Below are 20,662 nucleotides of genomic sequence, written 5' to 3'. Positions count from 1 at the left end.
AGCCAAAAAATAACGATGCCTTACTTAGACAACGTTATTTCTTGGGCAAGATCGAAGATTTTTTTGCTGCGAAGCTGCTGCTCCATCGCTTCTTCGGCAGATATCATCACGCTTTGAATCGCACATTCCGTATCATCATGAAGGCCGCAATGGAACAAAGATGCCGTACCTTCAATCGCATGAATGACGTCCAAGAACGAGATTTCTTCTTTCTTTGCTTTCAGTCGATAGCCTCCGCTAGCCCCTGAAGCCGATTCAATTAACCCGGCCTTTACCAGCTTCGTCAAGATTTTCGACAGATAGGTAGAAGATACGCCCTGCCTTTCAGCAAGCTGTTGTACGCCGACGGGTTTATTCGGTGCGAATGCAACCAAGATAAGCATCGTATGAAGGGCATAGTTTGTCGCTTTAGAGAACTTCATCTTCTCACCTCAATCAATTATAGACTTTATTTATCTACAATAACCTTGATGCAAAGATTAGTCAAGGATTGTTCCTAACACCTGGAGCCAGGCCGCCGGTACGATCAGCATGTCACATGAGCAGAAGTGAAATTACTGTACCACCGATCGCTCCAGTCATCACGACGCTCCAAGGAGGTAGCTTCCAGAAGACGAGCATCAAGAACAAGATGGAAGTAATAGCAAAATCAACAGGCGTAAGAATTGCCGATATCCAGAGCGGATTATATAACGCTGCCAGTAAAATGCCGACAACGGCTGCGTTAATGCCAATTAATGCGCCTTGAAGCTTGGGGCTTCTCCGAATGGAACTCCAGAATGGTAATGTCCCAACGATTAATAGGAATGCAGGGAGAAAAATGGCCACCGTCGCGATGATCGCTCCCTTCACCCCACTCGTCATCACGCCCAAATAACTAGCGAAGGTAAACAACGGACCTGGCACAGCTTGTGCAGCCCCATATCCGGCTAAGAAATCAGCTTTGGTCACCCAGCCTGTCGGCACGACTTCGCGTTCGAGCATAGGAAGTACGACATGCCCGCCTCCAAATACAAGCGATCCTGAGCGATAGAAGCTATCGAATAAGGACAACCCGGTTCCATTTACGATTGGCCGAAGGATAGGCAATATCACTAATAGAACTACAAACACCGTCAAGCAAACGACAGCTGTTTTACCACGAATCGGAATGAAAAGGCTTGTGCCAGACGGTAGTTCTGATTTCCGATAGAACAACATCCCGATAAGGCCCGCCACGAGAATGATAAGAACCTGACTCCATGCTGTTGGCCATATGAGTGTAATCGTCATTGCGATAATTGCCAATGTCGCGCGGCTGCGGTCTGGCGTTAGCTTCTGACCCATACTCAGGAGGGCCTGCGCGACAATAGCGACGGCGACGAGCTTAAGACCGTGAATCCATCCGGCGTCACCTATATCATAGCCTTGCACGAAGAAGGCAAACAGAATCAACACAAGGACCGATGGTAGTGTAAAACCAATCCAGGCTATGATCCCCCCGAGCAGGCCTGCCCGAATCAACCCGATGCCCATACCAACCTGACTGCTGGCTGGTCCAGGTAACAACTGGCAAAGCGCGACCAGATCCGCATAGCTGCGTTCATCCATCCATTTACGACGACGAATGTATTCATCATGAAAATAACCTAGATGCGCAATTGGGCCACCGAATGAAGTGAGTCCGAGCTTCATGGATACCAGCAACACTTCGACCAATCTCTGTAATTTGAGTCCTGGTTCGTGCTTCTTTGGATTCTTTTCTTTTTCCACTTGCGATGATACCTCCCTTACTTTTGTAACATTAGCTGAGAAGATACCATTATAACGATTGATTGTTTGGGGATTGTTAAATAGCGAAAATAACTGAATAATCCGCATGACAGAGAGATAGTCTCAATATACGGGTCTACTCCATCCCAAGCTGAATTCTACGCGTTTGAGCAATCCCCTTAAGCCCTGTCGGATCCTCTAGAACTTTATGATTAACAAACCGTTCCGCTGCTTCCGATGTCCGGATTCGGAGCGGTTTTGTTTCCATTTGAGTAAGTTCCAGCATGAGATCGGCTATCGACTCCGGCGACTGTGATACGGCATTGCGTTTTGTGAACATATCGATATACGTCTCGACAATCGGCTTATATTCATCATCGAGCACACCGCCCGTCGCAGCAACTTGGTCCAGCGCAGTTTTCACAAATTGGGTCTCAATCGCGCCAGGTTCAATCAGCGTAACATCAATGTTGAACAGAGGTTTATAGTACGTCGCTAGACTTTCCAATAAGCCTTCAACGGCAAATTTGCTTGCACAATATATCTCGTTCAGCGGTTGACCCACTAAGCCACCAACGCTTGAAGTCGCGATGATATGTCCTGATTCGGCTTTGATTAGCAATGGAAGCGCAGCGCGAATCGTGTGCATAACGCCATATACATTCGTATCGAAGACGCTTTGAATTTGCTCGAACGAAGCTTGACCGAGCGTACGAATAAACCCATAACCCGCGTTACAGAACAACAGATCAATTCGACCCTGCTCTTCTGCTATAACATGCATGGCACGTTCTATCAAATCAGGATTGACCACATCGATTTCCAGAAAATGAAGGTTTTCTTCCGTGGCGAACTGGGCTAGATCACGCTCTAAGTTCCGAGTTCCTGCATATACAGACCATCCGTTCCTTGCGAAAGTAAGAGCTGTTGCTAAGCCTACACCTGATGAAGCACCCGTAATACAAATAATTTTATTCATAAAAACACCTCTTTGTTCAAAATGTATATTGTATAGTAACTAAACAGTATATGAATTGAACAAAAATGTCAAGGTCGTTTTCTTTGCTTAGATCGGTAACTTGTCTAACAGCAGGCGAAGTGATCTCAACTCTTCTGCCGTGTAGTTCACAAGTAAACGCTCAATCTTATTGTTATATTCATTCAAAATCGAGTCACTAAGACGTGTACCTTTGTCAGTCACTTGGATGAGAAGGCTTCTGCGGCTTACGGGATGAGGTTTGCGTTGTACGAGATCATCCTGCTCTAGCTTATCGAGCAATTGTGTTACGGCCCCGCGTGTCAGACCAAATTCGTTAGCGATATCGACAGCAATCGAATCCGGATTTTTACGTAAAAATTGTATCGTATACATCATAATGGGCGTGACTTCATATTGAGGCAGTACCTGCGTAAAATAATTAGACAATTCGTTCTTAATTTCTCTGAACTTTGCTGTCACGAGTTGTAATTCTTCCATTCTGATCCCCCTTGGATTTGTTAAGGTTCTATACAGTATAGCAAAAGAAACAATCATTTTGTATAAAGGAAAGAGGTATCACTCTCACCTTGTATGGTGATTTGATACCTCTCTTGATTATCTATCGATTTATTCTCAAGATATTTTCCGTTAACCGATGATTTCAACGACATTGCCATCGTTGTCCTTGATCTCGGTTTTGTCGATTTGAACGACCGTTCCTTCCAAAGAAGGAAAATCGAACTTACTCTCCTGCGGCTGCAGTCGCTTACGAAGCTCTGTCACGGTCTTGCCATCAAGGATGATTCGAACTTCACCGTCTTCAACTACGCAAGATGGATGGTCACCCGGTTCAAATATTACTCGAACATCTGAACCGACAAGCGTGAGATTTTTCCCCTTCAGAATACGCCCGTGAAGTAACGTTCCAATGATTCCAGCTTGCTTGGCACCTAATTTAAGAATGTCCGGCGTTTTTTTCAACCAGCCTTTCTTCCCTGCCTCCCAGCCCAGCTGACCGACGAATAGATAACCGGTGTTAGATCCCTCTTCTTCCATCCCTTGTTGAACGGTTTCGGCAATTGATTCAACTTGGAGTAGCGAATCTCGCGATAAGTCTGTTATGTATTGAGGCATATAGGCTTGGCAAGCAGATAGCACACCAAGCGTATTCCATATCTGCATCGCTTCGAGCTCGTCCACTGTAATACCTACCATCTGCAAAAAATCAACCCTACCATTGGGCGTATCGATTGCTGATAGCTCCGGATCTTCAATAAAGGACAATGCCTTAAGCTTGGTATCGGAATTGAGACAAATTGGACCATTCGCATCCAAATAATCACCTGCCCGAAAAACATTGCCGCTGCTAAACACATATCTCCCCATATTCTGAAGCAAGTTGAGTGCCCAAGCCGGAGGTTCTTCTTCATCCATTGCACGTGCTAACCGAAACGTCAATTCAAATCCATAACCGCTCACATCGGAATCCTCGAATTCTTTATCGTAGAGCTCAGAAAATCCATACGTTACAAAATGCCAATGCGGAACAGGCGAGTCTGATTTGTAAGCACTGATTCCATCTAGAGGGTCATTGCCTCCCAATGCGTATGGAATGAGTGTCCCATAATGTTTCGGCTCCTGTTCTCCGAATATCTTCGTCACTTCCTGGTCTATGGCGTCCCAGCCTGGTGTGTTCACTTCTTCTGTCATTTCTCCATTCCCTCCACTAATAAACGCGTCCACATCTCCTAGGAATCGCTATATTCCCACATCATATTCTGACGCATGTGATTGGGAAAAGTTGCATGAACCATGTATACCGTCGATGACAGCAAAAAAGAGCCGCCAAACTTAAACTGGCAAGCTCCGTTAGGTTCATTTTCGTCTTCTACAAGTTCTTTCTCAGCTTGTAATAATGATATTCCCGATCTTCAATCGTTAGATCGTGTTGAAATGCAAACCCACATTTTTGTATTACTTTATTGGAAGGCACGTTTCGGGTTTGTGCAATTGCAATAAGCTCAGAGGTGTTAGTGTTCTCAAACAAATAGGTGATGAGTCCTCTCGCCGCTTGAGTGGTGTAGCCTTTATTCTGATAATCGGCGGAAATGCCATAATAAATCTCTCGGTTCGGCGGTGATACGCGATCTAATATCCCTGTGCCACATACACCGATAAACTCACCTGTTGCTTTAGAGATAATACCGAGTCGCAACCGAAGTTCCCCGATATCTCTGTCTTTAGACACAGCGTTGAGAAACTGTTCGTTCTGGGGTATTTCATAATGGACGATCCACTCTTCCCGTTGCTCCCTGGAAACATTCCAATCCAGCAAAAACGCATGGAAATGTGGCTGCCAGGTTAGGTTGTGAAGCGCGTCTAAATCCTCGATCCGATATTCGCGTAAAATAACATCTTCACATTCAATCGTGAAAACGTCATGACTATGGTTAGGTGAATGACTCACAGATACCCTCCTTGAATTCATCTTCATTTTTCAATACGATCATTTGCAAGGTGGCATCCCTTCTATCCCCTTTCCTATCCATCTAAGTACATATTGTATCAAACGCACTGGGACTCATTCTATGTCAAGAATCGTTATAAATAACTCTTCGATAAACAATAATATCAGCCGATTTCAACCAGAAGTTCCATAAGCGTTTCGACACAATAAAAAAACAGGCTGCCAAGGCAGCCTGCTTTATATGCGATTATGCAGAATACTTCCCTCTTGCGATCTGCGTCGCTTCAACCATGTTACGCAAGGATTCAACCGTCTCTTCAAGACCGCGCGTCTTCAATCCGCAGTCTGGGTTAATCCAGAATAGGTTCGGATCGAGGACTCGCAGAGCGCGATCGATCATCCCCGTCATTTCCTCCACTTGCGGTACACGTGGACTATGAATATCGTATACACCAAGTCCAATGCCTAGTTCATACGTGTTCTGCTCGAAGCTATGAATCAGCTCACCATGACTACGGGATGTCTCGATCGAGATTACGTCCGCATCCATCGCTTCGATCGAATCGATCATGTCATGGAACTCGCAATAGCACATATGCGTGTGAATTTGTGTCGTCTCTTGAACTGTGCATGTAGTCATGCGGAATGCTTTGACAGCCCAAGCCAGGTACGCCGCTTGATCTTCTGCTTTCAAAGGAAGCCCTTCACGAACGGCCGGCTCATCCACCTGAATCATGCCTATGCCTGCTTGTTCAAGCGCCTCAACCTCTTGTCTTAATGCATAGGCCAGTTGATAGGCAATTTGCTCACGTGTGATATCATCACGGACAAATGACCAGTTCATAATCGTAATCGGACCTGTCAGCATGCCTTTAACCGGACGTTCCGTCTTCGATTGCGCATATTTGGTCTCCTCGACGGTCATCGCTTCCTCGAAGGCAACATCCCCAAAAATAATAGGCGGCTTCACACAGCGGGATCCATAAGACTGTACCCAACCGAATTGTGTAAATGCGAAGCCAGCAAGCTTCTCACCGAAAAATTCCACCATATCTGTACGTTCAAATTCGCCATGGACGAGGACATCCAATCCAATCTCTTCTTGCAGCTTGATCCAAATATCAATCTGATCCCGAATAAAGCTCGCGTATTGCTCTGGTGTCCAATCCCCTTTGCGCCATAGTTGACGCGCCTTGCGTACCTCTGCGGATTGGGGGAAGCTGCCGATCGTCGTTGTCGGGAATATCGGCAATTGCCATTTTTCCTGCTGCGCTGAATGACGATCAGCGAATGGGCGACTGCGCTCTGGATGCTGTGCACTAATCGTCGCAACCGTCTGCTGAACGTCTTTGCGGTTACGTTCACTCGATTGCTTAAGCCCGAGAAGCTCCTTATCACATCGTGCTAATGCATCTGAGATGCTATCCGCACCAGCAACAACCGCTTTGGTCAATAGAGCAATCTCATCCAGCTTCTCATCGGCAAATGCGAGCGCATCCTTCAATTCAGGCAGGAGCTTCGTCTCATTCTTCACCGTCACGGGAACATGCAGCAGACTGCAGGATGTCTGTACTAGGAGACGATCCTCCGTTACAATCTTCGACAATACCTCAAGGAGGCCTAATTTCTCACGCAGATCCGCTTTCCAAATGCCACGACCGTCAATGATCCCTGCACCTAGGAACTTGTCCGCTGGAAATCCTGATTCTTGAATCGACTTCAAGTTGCCAGCCAATCCATGTACGAAATCGAGACCAATCCCTTGGACCGGCAGTTGCACGATATCATTATAGTGCTCTACCGATTCAAAATATGTTTGCAGCAAAATGTTCAGATGAGGCACAGCGGAAGCGAATGTCTCATAAATCTTCTTCAACCGCGCAATGTCATCTCCGCCTAATTTCGTTACCAAAATCGGTTCATCGATTTGAACCCACTGAACGCCTTCCTCTGCAAGCTCTTGAAGAATCTGAACATAGAGGGGGACGAAACGCGCCAGCCATGCATCTGTCTCTTCGAGCTTGTAGCCTTTGGACAATTTCAAGAAGGTTAAGGGTCCAAGAATAACAGGCTTCCCTTCAATCCCTAACTTCTCCTTCGCCTCGCGGTATGCGATCAGCGGTTTATTCTCCGTTACCACCGGTTCCGTTCCGCCCAACTCAGGTACAATATAGTGATAGTTCGTATTGAACCATTTCGTCATTTCACTTGCCGTTGCATCCTTCGTCCCGCGGGCAATCCCATAATACAGGGACAACGGTACAACACCGCCTTCATATGGAAAACGACTCGGGATCACCCCGAACATGGTAGCTGTATCCAATACATGATCGTAGTAGCTGAAATCATTGACCGCGATGAAGTCAATCCCTTTTTCTTGCTGCTTCTGCAAATGATTCAGTCTTAACTCCTGCAATTGACTCTGAAACGTGGATTCGTCGAGCTTGCCCGCCCAGAACGCTTCGAGCACCTTCTTCCATTCCCGATTCTGACCAATCCGTGGATATCCTAGTACACTGCTTATCGCCATCTCGTAACACTCCTTGCCAAATGTTGTTACAAGAAAGATACCATGTTTTCTCAGGTATAGCGTAACTGATTAATACTATATCTAGCTATAGCCATTAGCTATATCAAGAAGCTGATCATAGAACATATAGATTAACGTTATTGGCGAATCGCCTCGATGAGTGCATCCACATAGGCCAGCCCCAGCTTAGACATCGATGTATTGCGATGCGCAATCCAGCCGACGTTAATCGTCTCCTCGCAATCCAGCGGAACAGGTATAATCTCATTACCGTTAAGGTCCTTGCTGAGTACCCCCGTCGAGATCGTATAGCCGTTCAACCCGATCAATAGATTGAATAAGGTCGCACGATCATTGACGCGAATACTCTTCTTATGTGACATCGTACTCAGAATCTCTTCCGAGAAATGGAATGAATTATATTCCCCTTGGTCAAAAGATAAATACGGATAATGCTGGAGCTGGTCGATCGTTACGATCGATTGCTTGGCGAGCGGGTTCTTGATGCTGATGAAGATATGCGGTTTGGCTGTAAAGAGGCTATGAAACTCAAGATTTGCGCTTTTTAGCAGCTTGTTGATGACTTTTCCATTGAATTCATTCAGATACAATATCCCAATTTCACTACGCATGCTTTTTACGTCTTCGATGATTTCATAGGTTTTGGTCTCTCGCAAGGATAGTTCATATTCATCATGACCATATTGTTGAACGAGACTAACGAAGGCATTCACGGCAAAAGCATAATGCTGCGTCGATACCGAAAAATGCTGCGGAGACGGCTTCGCATTCAAGTATCGGCTCTCGAGCAGCTCCGCCTGTTCAACAACCTGTCTTGCATAGCTTAGAAATTCCACGCCCTCCTTCGAGAGTGAAATCCCTTTATTCGATCGATCAAAGATCGCTATTTGCAGTTCTTCTTCCAAATCCTTAATCGCATTGGATAGACTTGGTTGCGAGATAAACAGCCGCTTGGCTGCTTCATTGATGGAACCGCGATTAGCGACCTCAATGACATATTTCAGTTGCTGCAACGTCAATTCGATTCCCCCTTACTACTAGATCATAACTTGTTCTGATCTAGTAGTATAGTCGAATGTTCCATCTATTCTCCCTCGTTTTTGATTAATAATTGCAGTATAAATGGTTTGAGGTCAATGATCCGAAGATGCTTCGGCTTCTGATCCGTCCCGCATAAGATGAGCGGAACCAATGATTCTTCATTCCGTAGAGATCCATGACCCCCTCCGCCTTTATGCGTGGGCGAGCTGCGATCAACCAATTCATACCCAGGCTTAGCTCCTACCACAATAAATTCACCAGGATGTGAATGAAGCGCGCTTTGCAATCGCTGCAATGCATCAGGATATTGACCAAAATGCAAGGTATGGTTCGCGTGATCGACTTGTAAGTCCAACACGCCAATATCTCCTTCTATCGACCATTTTTGTTGATATGGATCGCTAAAATCACCTTTCACCTTGTACCTAAGTTCCCGATCTGAATTGCCTTGCTTCACATAGATCCATCCGTCTTCTTTCCAAGCAATATAATCCATCCGTGGATCAAGACTTAACTTCGTAGCCAAGCCTCTGAGTGAATGCCGCTGCCCAATGTTATATACATACGCCATTGTTTCATTCACGGCAAGAACGATTTCCGTGTCTGCTGTGACAGCTTTTCCTGGTCGTAATACATGATCATTCTGTAACAAAGCAGGTAAATCGATGAGCGGATTTTCATTGGACGGCAAAATTTGTGTCATCCCGCTATCCCCAGCAATGATTATTACAGCTTCGCTAAGCGCTTTCTCTGATGAACCGAATGCCTGCAGCATGGTATGAAGTTGTTGATCTACGTCTCTGATCCCTTTGACATCCTTCATGTTCGCAGGACCTTTTCGATGAAGCTGCTGGTCGATATCTGGCAAATACACTAACGAAAAATCTGGCAAAGTATTGGCTCGAATTAAATAATTCAGCGTTTCAATCGAATAAGCATTATTCACTCCCATTTTACGGAAGACGCTCTTAGGCAGACTTGTCTTTCCCTGCAACGGATTAGATAATGCGCCTAGGGCCATAAAATCCGGACCATGGACCTTGATTTCTTTTGGAATGGAGGTTAGCCCTTGAACCCAAGAAGGGATCGTAAGCGTATGAGGCGTCCTCCCTCGAAAGATCAATCCATTGATGGAAGCCGACTTTAATCCGTGACGTGCCAAGTCTTCATAAATGGTGGGCAATTGAGGATTCAGGTGGGTTGCGTTCAAATGAATTAAGCCATCCAACATAACGGATTCGATACCATGCTTGAAGATTTCCATGGGACCTGTACCATAGTTAATGACCTTCCTTGCTTCTGTAGAATACCACGTGAGTCCGGGCACATGATGTTCATTCGGATAGCTTCCCGTAAGGAGTGAGCTGTCGATCGTAACCGACATGGTTGGATATGAACTGACCATGTCCTTATAATATTGACCATGTTGAATGAGATATTGGAATGTCGGCAGTTCTTGTCTCTGAATCCCCTGGTCAATAGCTTGAGCCATCAGTGCATCAACCAGTAAAAAAATAACCTTCTTAGAAGCTTGGTGCTTGGTTGATTGAATATGTAATAGATCTTGCTCGTTAGACTTTGCGGCTTGTTGTTGAGGTCGACATCCAATGATAGCTGATACCAATACGATGATCATCAGACATGGCATTATTTTTTTTCGCATATGTATCCCCTTTACCTATCTTATATGGGATATTGTCTCAGCTTACCTACGTCGTTATACATCTTGTGCGATTCGAAGTAAAAAAAGTAAAACCGCAGCACGATGCGCACTGCGGTTAGCTGAAGTTATTTAATAGGCATAACCAATTTGTTGACCACTTTACCTGTTTCTTGATCGATTTCATAGAGTTCAAATGTTAATGGTTTATTGCCCTGCAATTTGTTCATCGGAATGCTTACTTGCTGCGAGAAAGTTCCCCAATCCGGGCCGCCGATCGATGCTGTACCATACCCTTTTGCGAGTGTCTTGCCATCCTGCTTCACGGCATATTGATACGTACCTTCAAATGCACTCGCTTCACCTTTCACCGTGAAAGTTACGACAGGCGAGGATGACTGGACATTACGGAATGCTTTATTCCCAAACGTTAGCGTTTGTTCTGCTTTTTTCATTTGAATCGTCTTTTTGTTCACGATTTTACCCGTCGCTTGATCGACTTCATACAATTCTAAGAGCAGTGATTTATTCGCAGCGATTTTGCTGCTTGGAATTGTAATTTGTTGCGTAAAGGTTCCCCAGTCCGGAGCGCCAATGGACGCTGTTCCGAAACCTTTCACTAGCGTTTTACCATCTTGCTTAACCGCATAGTGATACGTTCCCTCGTTCACTTTAGCTTCCCCTTTTGCCGTATAGGTTACGGTGGATTCCGACAACTTCAAATTGCGAAACACTTTATTTTTTGCCGTATTATTCGACTTATTGAGTGGAACAGTGACATTGTTAACCTGATTGCCTGTAGCTGAATCGACCTCGTACATTTCCAAGGATAATCCCTTGTTACCTGCTAATTTACTGCTCGAAACCGAAATCTGTTGGTTAATCGCACCCCACTCAGGTGCCCCCATCGAAGCTGTACCGAACCCCTTGGCCAGAACCTTCCCGTGCTGCTTCAATGTATAATGGTATGTTCCTTCGTGGACTTGTGCATCCCCTTTGATTGTGTAAGTGACTGTAGATTCCACAATTTTAACATTCCGGAAATTCTGATCTTTGACCTGCTGCTGCATCAGTGCTGTAGGCTGCTGCGCCCAAATGGTGTTCATGGAACCGACAACTGCCGTACCTGCTATAAGTGTTGCTGCTGTGAATAATGCGATCGTTTGTTTTTTCATGACTATATAATCTCCCTTGTGAGTAAATTTTTGTGTTTTAATACTATGCATTTGTTGTAGCTTCATGAAGTTTACATGCGTTAGACGGGAGATGTTATGAAAAAGTCTCAACAAATTATTTGTAATCTTTCCCATTTTAGAAGGCACTCTGAATATGACATTCTTCTGAGATTCTTGCTATAAAACAGAAATACACCACCCCACATGAATCGAAGGTGATGTATTTCTGTTCCTAATTTCATATTCGGGTGATCACGTAAGTTAAGTTTACGTCAAAATTTTACCCGCTACTGTCGCTAGATCCGTAATATCAATCTTGCCGTCTCCGTTTATGTCTGCGCGTTTCGCTTGCTGCCAATCTGGACTGCTCGTATTTTTACCGTAATGGGATGCTACGATAGCTAGGTCACCGATGGTCACTTTGCCGTCGCCATTGACATCCGGTGGATGGCCAGGCTCAACCGTGGCAACGATCTCAATCTCCGTCTTGGATACGCTAGCATCTACTTCACTTCCCTGATCATCGGCTAATACGGCGTTTTTTACCGCAATCGTTCCCTTTTCGGTCTTGGATACTTCCTTCGCCTTGAAGGACAATTCAATTACCTTCCCACTGTCCGTTATCCCATGATTTGCTCCTTGGCTGGCTATGATCAAACGAAGCGTTCCAGCAGGTTCTTGCTTCGCTTCAACTACACTAACGCCATCCATGAGCGAAGTATGGTTCACGAATTCGAACCGGTCAGCGTCATACTGAATCTGAATATCTTGGGCATAGACGGATTGACTTACGCTATCGAGTCCTAATTGTACTTTGAACGTCTTTCCCGACTGGATTTCTGTTGGACTTGTTAATGTCGTTGCTGGATCAGCTAATTTCTTGAAAGGTACATATTCAAATGCATCGACCATCGCGATCGTATCCAGAGAAGAGCTATTCTTCGATCCTTTGACGACGATTTTGATCGTATGTGTTCCTCGCGCTAATCCTGTTTTCTGAAACAGTACTTGCTGTTTATTCGTTGAAGGCGCATAACCGTCGATATTCTCGGCCACGCGTTCTCCATCTAGATACACATCGAATTTGCCGTGATTACGCTGCAAGGCGCTAATGAATTTAATCTCAGAACCTTCGAATGACAACGATGCTGATGCATTCACAGCATTACTGTATGTTTCTGTTCCTTGATAATCGCCACCATCTTCATAATGGTTCCATGTTCCGTCGTATACAACGAGTGGATCGCGATCGTCGACCTTAATCGGCTTCACCGGTTCCTCAGGTGTTTTCGCGTTAATTACGATGCGATACTGCTCTCCTGTGGATGTTGCAAATTGAATGGCATCTTTATCAGCCGTATGGTTGATCGTTTTGCCATCGCTCACTCGGGTTACCTTGATGGCATCTTGTTGGGTAAACACTTTGTTGCGAACCTTTGCTGTGTTGCCTTTCTTGGACGTAATCACTGCACCTATTAATGTAGATGCTTGCCAGTTCATAGCTACATCGAAAGCTCCTCGAGCTACCAGCCCTTCTACGCTTCCCTTCGCCCATGCATCTGGCAATGCAGGCAGGAGATCAATGCTATCCGTGTGACTCTGCAGCAGCATCTCGGCGATGCCTGACGTTGCACCGAAGTTGCCATCGATTTGGAATGGCGGATGCGTATCGAATAGATTTTCGAGTGTGCTGCCCTTCAATTGTTCCCCGAGCAGCTTGTGCGCTCGATTGCCATCCAGCAGACGCGCCCATAAATTGATCTTATTCGCTTTACTCCATCCCGTTCCTCCATCTCCACGAGCGTTTAATGTAACTCTCGCTGCGGCGAACAGATCAGGTGTGTCGACGTTATTAATGAGTGTGCCTGGATATAGCCCCACCAAGTTCGAGATATGACGATGCTGATTGTTCGGGTCGTCGATATCATTTTTCCACTCTTGCACTTGGCCCCATCGACCGATTTTCGGCATCGATAGTTTGCTGCGCATCGTACTTACTTGAGCTCGAAGATCTGGGTCAACACCAAGGGTCTCGCTGGCCTTCATAAATTGCGTGAACAATTCCCAGACCAACTCTTGGTCATAGGCTACACCAATCCCAACATCCCCTTGCTCCGGGGAATAAGACGGTGAGGATACGAGTGTTCCATCTGTATCTTCTACCAAATATTGAACCCAGAACTGCGTCGCTTCTTTAATGATGTCGTAGACCTTATCACGGAGCAGATCTTTGTCCCCACTAAAAGCGTAATGATCCCATGCTTGTTGGACCATGAATGCATTTGCCGCAGGCGACCATCCCCAATAGAAATCAGAACCTGGCGCTGTATACCCGAACGGATTATTGACCGTATGGATGACCCATCCTTCCCCTTGAATACCATGATGTCTCTTCGCAGTCTCCCGTCCTGGATCACGAAGTGCGTCGATATAATCGATGTACGGAATATCCGTCTCTGCTAGATTGACAACCTCTGATGGCCAATAGTTCATCTGTACATTGATATTGGTATGATAATCACTATTCCAAGGCGGATTATTGACCTGATTCCATATGCCCTGCAGATTGGCTGGAAGGGAGCCTTCACGTGAAGAAGTAATTAATAAGTAACGGCCATACTGGAAGAATAGCGTCTCAAGACTGCGTTTTTCCGCATCGGTACCGTTCGTTTTATATTTGTTTAACAATTCATTGGTAGGCAATGACGAGGTTTCCCCACCCAAATCAAGTGACACACGGTTGAATAATTCAGAATAATCTGCTACATGTGTATCACGAAGCTGCTGGAATGACTTCGATGTGGCTTTGTTCATATAGGACTGAACGATTTCCTTCGGCGTCTTATCCCCGCGATAGGTCGGATATTTATTCGCGTAATTCGTTGCGGCTGATAACAAAATTGTGACAGCGTTCGCATTACTGATCGTAACTTTACCCGAATTCGCCGCTACAGACCCTCCATCATTCAACACCTTTAGCTGCGCTTCATAAGCCATTTTATTACTAGGAACAAGCCCGCTTAATACAAGTGAATTATTCCCTTCCGTAATGACCGAATTGGAAGGCTGTGCACCAGTAACGCGGACATCGAAGCTCATTGGGGTATTATTTTCTGTCGTAATACGCATGACCATGACTTTATCCGGATAGCTGACGAAGAATTCTCGCTTATAGCGTACACCTTCGCGTGTATAGGCTACCTTCGCTGTTCCATCAACTAGATTCAACTCCCTGCGATAGTCCGTTACCGGTTTATTTTCCCCTGCTGCCCCAACAAAGCTAACCTCGGACATTTGAATTTGCGTTCCACCCTTGCTGACGAGATCAAATTTGAAAAATTTATACGCCGTCTGGTTGGTGAACGTGTATGACTTTTTCATTTTACGTGATGCGAATTCTTCATTTGCGCGGGTATCCAGTATCGTCCATTGCTGCCCATCCATTGATCCTTTGAGTGTCCAATCCTTCGGATCTCGATTCGGCACATCGTTCGCGGAGGTAAATGAATATCCGGTAATCACTTTAGGCTCACTATACTCCCATTGCAGCCAAAACGGCGGAGAGCCATCGCCAGAATACCATTTCGTATCCACGGAACCGTCCATTACATTTTCAACGCCTTCACCGTAAGGCTTCTGGTCGGAGCTTGCTGTTAATTTGTAGGTGGACTGCTTGTCAAAGTCCAGAAATACGTCACCAAATGCTTGATAGGCGCCAAAAGCGGAGTCGTTCGCACCCATAACACCTGTGATTTTGCCGAGCAGCGCCTTCGCTTCATTGATTTTTCCGTCCTTCAACAATTGTCTAATCGAATCGACGTGAACTTGAGCGCCGTCTTTAATCCCATATTGATAATTCGGGTCCGACCCCGGTCCCCCGCTCCATAACGTCTTCTCATTAAATTGGATGTGCTCCTGCTCCACCCCGCCGAACACCATCCCACCCATATGTCCATTACCGATTGGGAGGGCTTGTGTTTCCCATTGTGTGGCGGGTTTGTTATACCAGAGCGATACATTATCATTGACGGTCGCTGCGGCAGATGCGTAAGCCTTCGAACCTAATCCCTGGGATTCGGGATGGATCCAACTTGTTAGTACCGAATATATCATGATCAAAGATAATACGGTCGCAATTCTTGCGAAACGCTTCGTTGCATGAATCTCTATACTCATCTCATCGATTCTCCTTTTTTTGTTCGTCTCTATGCCCTACACATCGTGTCGATTCCTTATACCGTGACTTGGTGATTCTTACCTATGTATAACGATTTCCCACCTCCTTCAACCTACAGTTTGTTATCATTATAAGTCTTGAAAATAGTAATAAAAATAGAATAATCTCCTCATAAAGATTGAAAATATTACGTTCTGACACAAGCATAAACGCCTGCGGCGTCCTTTCAAGGACGGGAAGCGTTTAAGCGAGAAATATAAGAACAATTTATCAGTGAAACTTATAAATTCTTATATTTCAAAAAGAAACCGCAACCCCCGTCTTCCGGTAGGCTGCGGCTTATTCAACGACAGTCTGTATCACTTATTCAGGACTTGCGTTGCTCATCCAATGATCGACGTGCAGAGGTTCGAAGTAATCTTCCCTTGCAGATAATTTCTGCAGAAGCTGTTCAGCTTCCTCACGTGTTTTGAATCCACCCATTGCAACGATGAATTTGCCTTGCTTGGTCTTGATAACACTGCTATCATCTGCTGCATATTGTTCGTCGAGAACGGCGATCGATTCACCTTGCTCCATCGCTTGGCTTCGCACATAATAGACATCGTGAGCTTGCTCCGGCTTCTTCGCACCGAACAATTTCAACTGAATGTATCCAGGCTGCTGGTACTCCGATACGGAATAATCGATATTCTCCTTCAGCTCCACGACAAATCGGAACGCTGAGTCATCCAGAATCACATTGTTGTAGACATCTTTGACATTCGACAACCCCTTGATATCCTCTTGCAGCTTCATATAGTCGAGATTACGTACCCCATAGAATGAGAATATGAGGCGATCCGGTGCTGCTTTGTAATCCACCGTGTAAGCGGGCGCACTCGACGTTTGTTCCCCATTCAAGCTGAAGTTGATATTTAAGGTGTTCTCTTCGGCTGTTGTCGTGACGGAGACACCGTCTGTACGTTGCCCCCCACTGCCAATCTGCAGCACCTTTACAATCGAACCGATGACAGGCACATCAGACAATGCCATGGCCACATTCGGGACATTGACCGTGATCATGATGGCAGCAGCACAAGCAGCTGTTAAGGTAGATCTTCGCAGAACGTTTCTTCTTCGCTTCTCCATTTGTCCCCGTTGCTGCGCTTGCTGAATGACTTCGGATAGTCGGGCAGGTATTTCAATGTTGTCATATCGTTCTTTTCCTGTCATAGGGCGTCTACCTCTTTTCTTATGAGATTTTTCTTGAGCTTCTCAATGATTCGGTAAAACTTCGTTTTGACCGTGTTCTCCGGCATCGATAATACGCCCGCCATATCCTTAAATCGCTGATCTTCAAAAATTTTGAGAATAATAATGGCTCGATCTTCTGGATCCAGTTGATCCAGCGCATCATACAAATCCATTTTATCTTCAAGTGATACTGCGTTTTCTTTGGCTGCAAATTCAACCTGATTGTCCTCAAGATAGGTGACTTTCTTGTTCCGACGGATATGGTCCAACGCGCAGTTGATGACGATTCGCCCCATCCAGCTCTCAAAGTATTCTGGATTCTTCATTCTTTTATAGGCTAAAAAAGCTTTATATGTTGCTTCCGATACAATATCCAGCGCTTCCTGTTCATTCTTCACATAGCAATAAGCGAACCGATACATTTTTTCTTTACAGGCTTCTATACGTTCACCGAACTCTTGCTCAGTTATCTTCGTATTCACATTGTTCACCTCTTTAATGACGTTAGCGATAGTTAGACTGTCGGGCGTGTAAAATAGTTTCAAATAAAATTAATAGCATACACCATACCCCTATTCTTTCCCTCATTATGGGATTAAATAAAAAAAACCGACTCATGGAAATATCCATCGAATCGGGATAACAAGAACTTTCATAACTATTGGTAAACGTGGCTTCCTTCAATAATTTCCTTAGCGGATAATCTCGTAGCATCATAGATGGTGGCGTTGGTATTCTTCAGAAATGACTGAACGATATGATAGCCTACCGCGTATCCAGCTGCATAGGACAGTCCAACAGGTTGGTACCCTTGTTCTCTTGCAATGTCGTCACCGAACATATAGCTGCTTACTTCGGCGAAGCCTTTAACATCGATTGCTTGCCGCATCACTTCAATGGAATATTCGAGATCCTCTTGATCCATAGAAGTCACCCATGGCCCCAAGCTATCCTCGCCATAGACAGAACTAGCGAATGAATCCGCTAATCCTTCGATGATCATATAATCTCCTACACTTACATGGCCGTGATCCCAACCGAAATACGAGAAACGAATATTGTGATGAAATTCATGAGCAATAATGGCTGGAATTCTAAGGATATTGTAATCGTTCGGATATAGGATCAATTGAATAAACCCAGGAATCCCCCCAAACCCGGTATAGCCTTTGGAATATGCTAGCTTATCGGGATCGGCTAGATATGCCCCGAAGCGTAACGAATCCGACTTGACCTGCAATCCAGCTTGTGCCATGCAATCTATGCAATGGAGAATGGTCTTGTTCGCCGTTGACAGAATATCGATTTGCTTCATTTTCTTTAAGCCAATCCGTCCTAGATCTGTTTCTTGGATATCAAGGTAACCCAACATTTTCGTAGCCATCATCACATCATATCCACCCATTTGGCTCGATTTCATCGGAACGTTGATGATGTTCCACATTCGTTCGAAAGGTCTCATCATCTTGTTACGAAAAAAAAGCTCACGTTCATCATCAGGCAAGTCAAACAACGATTCATACGCTTCAATTGTATTCTCAATGTATAATTTCATTTCCTATCCCTCCATTAGTGACAGGATAAAGCATGACGTAACGACAAGGTCAACAGATAGCGTTAAAATAATCTTGCGTCCATTGAGATCAGCCTTATCGCTTGTTCCACGAGTCCTTCAACGGTACAATTCGGTTAAATACAATTCGATCGGCCGTTGTATATCTTGGATCGACGCTGAAATATCCATGGCGGAAGAATTGAAATTTTTGTTCCGGAAGGGCTTCCGCGATAGATGATTCTATCTTAGCATCTTGCACGATCATGAGTGATTCGGGATTCACTCGATCGGTCCAATCCCCCTCATCATCCTGAGCCGCAACTTGATCCATCAGAAGATTCTCATATAAGTGAACATCTGCCGTCACCGCATGATCTGCAGAGACCCAATGAATGGTCCCTTTTACCTTACGGCCCGTGAACCCTGTGCCACTCTTCGTAAGCGGGTCATACGTGCAGCGGAGCTCCGTGATTTCGCCGGTATTGACGTCCCTAACGACTTCCTCGCATGTGATGAAGTATGCACCTTTCAGTCTTACCTCGCCATTCAGGGTTAGTCGATGGAAGCCTTTCGGAGGGTTTTCCATGAAATCACTCCGTTCAATATAAATCGTTCGAGAGAATGGTACTTCCCTTCTTCCGAGCGATTCATTTTCACTGTTATTCTCAATCGATAACCATTCGAGCCCATCCTCCGGGTAATTGGCAATCACGACCTTCAGAGGTTGCAGAACGGCCATAACGTTATCCGTTTTGTCCTTCAGATCCTGTCTGAGACAGTGATCCAACAGTGAAATATCCACGGTACTATACGCACGGATGCTGCCAATTTCCTCAATGAAGCTTCGAATACTATCCGGCGTGAAGCCTCTCCTTCTGAACCCTCGAATCGTAGGGAGCCTGGGATCATCCCATCCATCGACATGGCCTCCTTCAACGAGCTGTCTTAAGAACCGTTTGCTCGTCACGACACCCGTTAAATTCAATCGGCCGAATTCCCTTTGCCTTGGAGGCTCTGGAAGCTTGAGCTCATGCAAGACCCATTCGTATAACGGTCGATGATCTCTGAATTCCAGGGAGCATAACGAATACGTAATTCCTTCAATCGCGTCTTGAATCGGATGCGCAAAATCGTACATCGGATAAATGCACCAGTCATTCCCTGTTCGATAATGCGCTGCATGGATAATTCGATAAATGACGGGATCCCGCATCGTCAGATTCGGGGACTTCATATCGATTTTAGCGCGGAGAACCTTGGCAGACGCTGGATAAACTCCTTGTTTCATATGCAGGAATAGCTCCAAATTCTCTTCGATGGAGCGGTCTCGGTAAGGGCTGTTCTTACCAGATTCCGTCAAAGTCCCACGGTATTCTCTCATCTCATCCGGTGACAAATCACAGACATAAGCCTTCCCTTGCTTGATCAATGTAACTGCAGCGTTATAGATTTCATCCGAATAATCTGATCCATAATAGATGTGTTCTCCGGGATCGTAGCCGAGCCACTTGATATCCTCGATAATAGCGTTCACATACTTAAGATCTTCTTTCAGTGGATTCGTATCGTCAAAGCGCAAATGAAATGTCCCGTTAAACTTCTTAGCCATCGTATGATTCGTATGGATCGCGTAGGCGCTTCCGATATGAAGATAGCCATTAGGCTCTGGCGGAAACCGCGTACACATCTCCCTGCCGAAGGTGTCTTTCTCTAACTCCTCGCTGATCAGTTTATATAAATAATTTTCGGTTAAATGACTATTCTCATGATCCATGGTGGACGCCTCCTAATGAACTGGAATTGTGGCTATAAAAATAAAAAAACTTCACCTCCAAGACCTCTGTCTTGGGGACGAAATTTTCGTGGTACCACCCCAGGTTCATTAATATGTCGCCATATTAACCTCTTCAAGTACGGCATTGCAAGCGATGCTTATACTCTAGCTCTGTAACGGGAGCTCCCGTCACACCATCCCCTACAGGTTCCGGTATGCTGCTCAGAGGCTTGGTTCGGGGAATGGTTCTTTGCTCCTTCTCAGCTGCCGGAGCTCTCTGTACAAGAACGTCTTC

15 protein-coding genes and 1 other annotated feature (1 of these 16 only partly in view) are annotated in these 20,662 nt (G+C 45.3%); all 15 genes read right to left on the bottom strand.

Features of this window, described 5'->3' with window-relative positions; translation table 11 throughout:
* Positions 1-20: 20 nt before the first annotated feature.
* On the bottom strand, positions 21-422 hold the full coding sequence (locus AC3WU2_RS15415; protein ID WP_492455584.1) for an RrF2 family transcriptional regulator: 402 nt from the start codon (positions 420-422) through the stop codon (positions 21-23).
* Positions 423-534: 112 nt separating this feature from the next.
* Positions 535-1,752 carry a chromate transporter gene (locus AC3WU2_RS15410; protein ID WP_492455582.1) on the bottom strand — a complete coding sequence of 406 codons (1,218 nt, stop codon included), beginning with the start codon at positions 1,750-1,752 and terminating at the stop codon, positions 535-537.
* A 136-nt stretch (positions 1,753-1,888) separates the two neighbouring features.
* On the bottom strand, positions 1,889-2,731 hold the full coding sequence (locus AC3WU2_RS15405; RefSeq protein ID WP_492455580.1) for an SDR family oxidoreductase: 843 nt from the start codon (positions 2,729-2,731) through the stop codon (positions 1,889-1,891).
* An 87-nt stretch (positions 2,732-2,818) separates the two neighbouring features.
* Positions 2,819-3,229, bottom strand: a complete 411-nt coding sequence (locus AC3WU2_RS15400) for a MarR family winged helix-turn-helix transcriptional regulator (RefSeq protein ID WP_492455578.1) — start codon at positions 3,227-3,229, stop codon at positions 2,819-2,821.
* Positions 3,230-3,379: 150 nt separating this feature from the next.
* Entirely contained in the window at positions 3,380-4,441 is a 1,062-nt protein-coding gene (locus AC3WU2_RS15395; RefSeq protein ID WP_492455576.1) for a suppressor of fused domain protein, read from the bottom strand.
* Positions 4,442-4,619: 178 nt separating this feature from the next.
* On the bottom strand, positions 4,620-5,198 hold the full coding sequence (locus tag AC3WU2_RS15390; RefSeq protein WP_492455574.1) for a GNAT family N-acetyltransferase: 579 nt from the start codon (positions 5,196-5,198) through the stop codon (positions 4,620-4,622).
* Between the two features lie 247 nt (positions 5,199-5,445).
* Positions 5,446-7,728 carry a 5-methyltetrahydropteroyltriglutamate--homocysteine S-methyltransferase gene (metE, locus tag AC3WU2_RS15385; RefSeq protein WP_492455572.1) on the bottom strand — a complete coding sequence of 761 codons (2,283 nt, stop codon included), beginning with the start codon at positions 7,726-7,728 and terminating at the stop codon, positions 5,446-5,448.
* Positions 7,729-7,865: 137 nt separating this feature from the next.
* The gene (locus tag AC3WU2_RS15380; RefSeq protein ID WP_018758250.1) at positions 7,866-8,768 is read right to left on the bottom strand and encodes a LysR family transcriptional regulator; all 903 of its coding nucleotides are present in this window, start codon (positions 8,766-8,768) and stop codon (positions 7,866-7,868) included.
* Between the two features lie 65 nt (positions 8,769-8,833).
* Positions 8,834-10,453, bottom strand: a complete 1,620-nt coding sequence (locus AC3WU2_RS15375) for an alkaline phosphatase family protein (RefSeq protein ID WP_492455569.1) — start codon at positions 10,451-10,453, stop codon at positions 8,834-8,836.
* A gap of 125 nt (positions 10,454-10,578) precedes the next feature.
* Positions 10,579-11,625, bottom strand: coding sequence for a Gmad2 immunoglobulin-like domain-containing protein (locus AC3WU2_RS15370; RefSeq protein ID WP_492455567.1), 1,047 nt, complete (start codon positions 11,623-11,625; stop codon positions 10,579-10,581).
* Between the two features lie 267 nt (positions 11,626-11,892).
* Positions 11,893-15,801 carry a glycosyl hydrolase family 95 catalytic domain-containing protein gene (locus AC3WU2_RS15365; protein WP_492455565.1) on the bottom strand — a complete coding sequence of 1,303 codons (3,909 nt, stop codon included), beginning with the start codon at positions 15,799-15,801 and terminating at the stop codon, positions 11,893-11,895.
* Between the two features lie 364 nt (positions 15,802-16,165).
* Complete coding sequence (locus AC3WU2_RS15360; protein WP_492455563.1) at positions 16,166-17,017, bottom strand: SPOR domain-containing protein; 852 nt, start codon at positions 17,015-17,017, stop codon at positions 16,166-16,168.
* Entirely contained in the window at positions 17,014-17,520 is a 507-nt protein-coding gene (locus tag AC3WU2_RS15355; protein WP_018758245.1) for a sigma-70 family RNA polymerase sigma factor, read from the bottom strand. The genes AC3WU2_RS15360 and AC3WU2_RS15355 overlap by 4 nt, the downstream gene beginning before the upstream one ends.
* Positions 17,521-17,696: 176 nt before the next feature.
* Positions 17,697-18,593, bottom strand: a complete 897-nt coding sequence (locus AC3WU2_RS15350; protein WP_492455560.1) for a DUF2268 domain-containing putative Zn-dependent protease — start codon at positions 18,591-18,593, stop codon at positions 17,697-17,699.
* 94 nt (positions 18,594-18,687) lie between these two features.
* Positions 18,688-20,367, bottom strand: a complete 1,680-nt coding sequence (locus AC3WU2_RS15345) for a glutamine--tRNA ligase/YqeY domain fusion protein (RefSeq protein WP_492455558.1) — start codon at positions 20,365-20,367, stop codon at positions 18,688-18,690.
* A gap of 70 nt (positions 20,368-20,437) precedes the next feature.
* Positions 20,438-20,662: a binding site (T-box leader), on the bottom strand; it runs 27 nt beyond the window's last position.

It is taken from the genome of Paenibacillus sp. EB106-05-06-XG162, from assembly GCF_058791655.1.
Note: the sequence above shows the minus strand (reverse complement) of the source record. Positions and strands in the feature narration are given on the sequence as shown.

Excerpts from the sequence above, each read along its gene's own strand:
- AC3WU2_RS15415 (WP_492455584.1), bottom strand. The coding sequence starts at position 422 with ATGAAGTTCTCTAAAGCGACAAACTATGCCCTTCATACGATGCTTATC.
- AC3WU2_RS15405 (WP_492455580.1), bottom strand. The coding sequence starts at position 2,731 with ATGAATAAAATTATTTGTATTACGGGTGCTTCATCAGGTGTAGGCTTA.
- AC3WU2_RS15400 (WP_492455578.1), bottom strand. The coding sequence starts at position 3,229 with ATGGAAGAATTACAACTCGTGACAGCAAAGTTCAGAGAAATTAAGAAC.
- AC3WU2_RS15395 (WP_492455576.1), bottom strand. The coding sequence starts at position 4,441 with ATGACAGAAGAAGTGAACACACCAGGCTGGGACGCCATAGACCAGGAA.
- metE (WP_492455572.1), bottom strand. The coding sequence starts at position 7,728 with ATGGCGATAAGCAGTGTACTAGGATATCCACGGATTGGTCAGAATCGG.
- AC3WU2_RS15375 (WP_492455569.1), bottom strand. The coding sequence starts at position 10,453 with ATGCGAAAAAAAATAATGCCATGTCTGATGATCATCGTATTGGTATCA.
- AC3WU2_RS15370 (WP_492455567.1), bottom strand. The coding sequence starts at position 11,625 with ATGAAAAAACAAACGATCGCATTATTCACAGCAGCAACACTTATAGCA.
- AC3WU2_RS15365 (WP_492455565.1), bottom strand. The coding sequence starts at position 15,801 with ATGAGTATAGAGATTCATGCAACGAAGCGTTTCGCAAGAATTGCGACC.
- AC3WU2_RS15360 (WP_492455563.1), bottom strand. The coding sequence starts at position 17,017 with ATGACAGGAAAAGAACGATATGACAACATTGAAATACCTGCCCGACTA.
- AC3WU2_RS15350 (WP_492455560.1), bottom strand. The coding sequence starts at position 18,593 with ATGAAATTATACATTGAGAATACAATTGAAGCGTATGAATCGTTGTTT.
- AC3WU2_RS15345 (WP_492455558.1), bottom strand. The coding sequence starts at position 20,367 with ATGGATCATGAGAATAGTCATTTAACCGAAAATTATTTATATAAACTG.